3 protein-coding genes and 1 other RNA gene are annotated in these 4,650 nt (G+C 54.5%); 3 read left to right on the top strand and 1 reads right to left on the bottom strand.

Translation table 11 applies throughout. From position 1 onward, the window contains the following. Positions 1–84 precede the first annotated feature (84 nt). The 3 genes from DQ405_RS24315 to DQ405_RS24305 all read left to right on the top strand — a co-directional run bounded on the left by DQ405_RS24315 (position 85) and on the right by DQ405_RS24305 (position 2,298). The gene (locus DQ405_RS24315; protein WP_003194233.1) at positions 85–363 is read left to right on the top strand and encodes a hypothetical protein; all 279 of its coding nucleotides are present in this window, start codon (positions 85–87) and stop codon (positions 361–363) included. A 95-nt stretch (positions 364–458) separates the two neighbouring features. Next, positions 459–856, top strand: a transfer-messenger RNA (tmRNA) gene (gene ssrA, locus DQ405_RS24310). Between the two features lie 185 nt (positions 857–1,041). Beyond that, on the top strand, positions 1,042–2,298 hold the full coding sequence (locus DQ405_RS24305) for an integrase domain-containing protein (RefSeq protein ID WP_168426357.1): 1,257 nt from the start codon (positions 1,042–1,044) through the stop codon (positions 2,296–2,298). Between the two features lie 76 nt (positions 2,299–2,374). On the opposite strand, the gene DQ405_RS24300 is transcribed toward DQ405_RS24305, so the two are convergent. Further along, positions 2,375–4,650: hypothetical protein (locus tag DQ405_RS24300; RefSeq protein ID WP_168426356.1), on the bottom strand; the 2,276-nt coding region annotated here is incomplete at its 5' end.

The following is a 4,650-nucleotide window of genomic DNA, read 5'->3' as shown; positions in this document are numbered from 1 at the left end:
TCGACAAACGAGGCCTATCAGTGATGTCGCTGGCAGCGGTTGCACGCCAGCAGCGTCGAGCCCTTTTGCGCAAGGAGACCCCCTATGAAGCGTTCCGCTCTTGCTGGCTTGTTCATGACCGCTGCGATGCTCGCCTCCCCTGCTTTCGCCGCCAGTGACAAAGACCTGTGCCAGATCAACCTAGACAAAATCAACAACGGCAAAGCCCTGCTCGCCACCGACACCAGCGGTAAAAGTGGCGAAATAGACACCGCCGTCTCCCAGGCCAAGGCCGCCCACGCCGCAGGTGATGAGAAGAAGTGCATCGAAATCACCTCCAAGGCCCTGCAAGACCTGCAGAACAGCGAGAAAGGCGGCCAGTAAGCGAGAGGGCCAACCTTCGGGTTGGCCTTCGCTGACGTTTTGGCGTACACTGCACTAGGCTTGTCACTCACTAAGAAACAACGAGTTACAAGCACGGGGCCGTTTAGGATTCGACGCCGGTCGCGAAACTTTAGGTGCATGCCGAGTTGGTAACAGAACTCGTAAATCCACTGTTTGCAACTTCTTATAGTTGCCAATGACGAAAACTACGGCCAGGAATTCGCTCTCGCTGCGTAAGCAGCCTTAGCCCTGAGCTTCTGGTACCTTCGGGTCCAGCAATCACCAGGGGATGTCTGTAAACCCAAAGTGATTGTCATATAGAACAGAATCGCCGTGCAGTACGTTGTGGACGAAGCGGCTAAAACTTACACAACTCGCCCAAAGCACCCTGCCCTTCGGGTCGCTGAGGGTTAACTTAATAGAAACGGCTACGCATGTAGTACCGACAGCGGAGTACTGGCGGACGGGGGTTCAAATCCCCCCGGCTCCACCACTTCAACATCTAAAGACGTCCACGGACGTCTTTTTTTGTGCCTGAAATCCAGTAAATACAGGGCCTTGGTGTCTATTAGCGTCCACAGACGTCCGACATAATCCACGCCATCTTGTATTCCACATGGTATTCCAAGCCCTTCAGTGGTAGTTTTTGGAATACCGAATGATGTCATGGAATACCTCATGTGCGCCCAAGCCACCCGACTCTCTGATCGCCAACTCAAAGCGGTAAAACCGAAAGACAAGGATTACGTCCTCAGCGATGGGGACGGCCTTCAGCTTCGGGTGAGAGTCAACGGCTCGACGCTCTGGAACTTCAACTACCGGCAGCCGGTCACCAAGAATCGTATCAATATGGGGTTCGGCACCTACCCAGAGCTCTCCCTCGCGCAAGCCAGGAAGAAGACCGTCGAAGCTAGAGAACTGCTCGCTCAGGGCATCGACCCGAAAGAGCATCGTAGCGCCTTGGAGCAAACAAAAAGGCAGGCAACCGAGCACACATTCGAAAACGTGGCGTCTGCCTGGTTTGAACTCAAAAAGGATTCTGTCACTCAAGCTTATGCCGAGGACATCTGGCGTTCGCTCACATTGCATGTCTTTCCATCACTGGGAACAACACCCATCTCCCAGTGCAATGCCCCGATGGTCATCCAGTTGCTGCGCCCTTTGGAAACCAAAGGCAGTTTGGAGACAGTGAAGCGACTGACCCAACGACTCAACGAGATTATGACCTACGGTGTGAACTCGGGGATGATCTTTGCCAATCCACTCAGTGGCATCCGGGCGGTTTTCAAAAAACCGAAAAAGCAAAATATGGCTGCCCTCCGCCCAGAAGAACTGCCAGAGCTAATGGTCGCCATCGCCAATGCGAGCATAAAGAGAACGACACGCTGCCTGATCGAATGGCAACTCCACACCATGACGCGTCCTGCGGAGGCCGCCACAACTTCCTGGGCCGACATCGACCTCGACAAGAAAACCTGGACGATCCCAGCGGAGCGGATGAAGAAGCGACGAGCACACGTTATACCACTGACCGAACACGCTCTTGCTTTGCTTGAGACAATAAAACCCTACAGCGGTCATCGGGAGTTTGTGTTTCCAGCAGATAGAGATCCACGAACTCACTGCAATAGCCAGACGGCAAACATGGCCCTGAAGCGCATGGGCTTTGAAGGTCGATTGGTGAGCCATGGAATGCGCTCCATGGCTAGCACCATCTTAAACGAACAGGGATGGGACCCAGAGCTGATCGAGGTCGCACTTGCGCATGTGGACAAAGACGAGGTGCGTAGCGCTTATAATCGCGCGGATTACATAGAGAGAAGACGCCCCATGATGACCTGGTGGAGTGAACACATCCAACAAGCCGCCACTGGAAACTTGTCAGTTTCAGCCATTCAGGGAACCAGGGGAGTAAAGGTAGTATCGATGCGATAGCTAGCCACGCGAGATTTATTGTCGCTGGCAACCTACCCTCTCAATACATATTCCGTGTTACCCACGGCTTACCTTTTCAATTATGGAAGCGCCAGTTATCCGCTGAGTTGTCGTTTTGTTCCACCGAGTGCTGCATCCTGTAGCCCTGAATGATTTCTGACGCAGCAGCGTTGTTTCGAACCTCATAAGAGACACCACCTGGCGCGGCTGAAATTAGCTGCACTACTGTGCACGGCAATCCTGCAGCACTAAATTTTCGTTCAACAAACTCGGTCTCAGCACGATCGTGACTCGACATTAGGACTTGGTAGCCCTCCAACTCAACGAGATTACGCATCACGTCCGTGAATGCAGCCGAGTGGATCACATCGTTGTGTTGTAGGGGATCATCCAAAAGGAGCGCTCGCCACCTCGACCAAGGATAGGAGACGCTAGCACTGCAAAGAATACTGAAACCGTTGGCAGCTAACTGCCCCTCGCTCAGGATGAGCTGGGGATTAAGATTACGGATTTCGGAACTACCTCCATCCTGCGCGCGACGACGGATGCGAGCGCTAAATTCGGTTCGGTCAGCGAAATAGTCCGCATTAAAGAACACTGATGTCCCGGGGCTGGTGAGAAGAGCATCGTTGAAGGCGCCGATTAATTCGTTTAATGGGCGCAGAAACTGATCTGAAAAGGAGTCAGCCTCATCTTGTAATCGCTCAGCAAGACGATGGATCGCCTCACGCGCTACTTGAATTCGTGATGCATGAGAGCGGGCTGCCGCAACCGCGGCCTCCATGTTCGCACGGGTCGTCTCGACCGACCCAGTGCCGATCTGTGCCGAAACCATACCCCGCAAATTATCCAACTCTTCCTGACCGGACGTGAACTCCAGTGCCGCGACTAATCGCTGCCGCTCTGACTCGATTGCGCTGAGATCAAACCGTCGACTGCTGAGCTCTGCCAATTTATGCTCGAAGACCGCTTGAGCTGGTGGTGGTAATAACCCATGCGACGACCACATACCGGTCAACTCTGTAATCTGCTTCTCAAATTCGGCCCAAGTCTGTTCTTGCTCGGCCAACGCTCCGCCCAATCGCAAATTTTCTGCTTTCGATTCAGACAATACTTGGAGCTCGACAGCATTTAAGCGACGTGCAGCTTCCTGCGCAGCATCGACTTCATCGATGTCTGCCTGAACCTTGGCTAGTAGTGCGGGAACATTTTCAGGACTGAGCCCCTCCTCCCCTCCCCTTACTTGGAAACGCCGCTCGGCCCCCGCCAGATCTGAAATCGCACGAGCAATTTCAGTGCGCACATCGGTAACATCCGCTTCCAATTGTTGCAGCCGCTCAAAGCAATGATTTCGCTTGTGCTGCATCTCAACCGCCCCTATTTCCATCGAGGCAAGTGCGCGCCGTGCAGAGTCGAGCCGAATCTCCCACTCACCCAGCCGGGCAGCAGCCACCGCGGCGATATCGCTTACCGAATCCATAAGCTCCAGACGAGCGAACAGTTCGTTGCGCAGGGCATCTAGAGCAGATTGCGCATTATCAACTTCCTGTGCCGCATCATCTATTTCTGCTAAGGCACCGACGGCCGCAGCTCTTTGGCTCTGAGCGAACGACAGCTTCGCCTGAGCATCATCAAGACGCGTTTGTGCAACTGGGAGCCCCTCGTCCGCCTCCCTCGCAGAAAGTTCGGCCAGTTTTTTGAGCTCGCCCACGTCGAAGTGCGATTTGCAAAGAGGGCAATTGGTATCGTGCTCGCCAAGATGCGCAGAAATTGTCGCCAGCGCGCTTGAGATGGCCCCGGCGCGATCACGGCGCTCTTCAAGCTCGAGACGCCGACTCTCTACGAGAGATCTAGCAACCACCTCCAACTCCGCATACTCTGACTCAGAAAGTTCAGGTTCATCGCCAACCGCGCGGTCCTGTTGCAGCAACGCATCCGAAAGCCGGTCTTCTAATACAGACAGCTTGGCCGAATCTACGACGAGTGCCAGCGCGGCAGAATGGCGTTCCTCAGCAACAGCAAGAGCGGAACGCGCACTCTGCAACGCCGCAAGTTCCTCGTCAGCCTTTGAGCACTCCAGACGAAGCTCCGCAATTGAAGCTTCAATTTCCGAATTTTTTTCATCAAGCGTAATCCGCCGTCGAGCTGCTGCTGCAGCTTCGTCCAAGTCGGTCTGAGCACCTAGAAGAGTCGCCATACGCTCTCTCAAGCGCTGGCCTCGCTTGGAGATATCGCGCCAATTTCTATCCAGAATCTCGACTGAAGCCTCCAGCGCGGGTACGTTGCCGCGCAGGCGGGTACCCACCTTCAGGCCCCGCATCTGCGATTCGCGCAGGTTCACCGACACCCACA

Source organism: Pseudomonas sp. SST3 (assembly GCF_003325755.1).
Note: the sequence above shows the minus strand (reverse complement) of the source record. Positions and strands in the feature narration are given on the sequence as shown.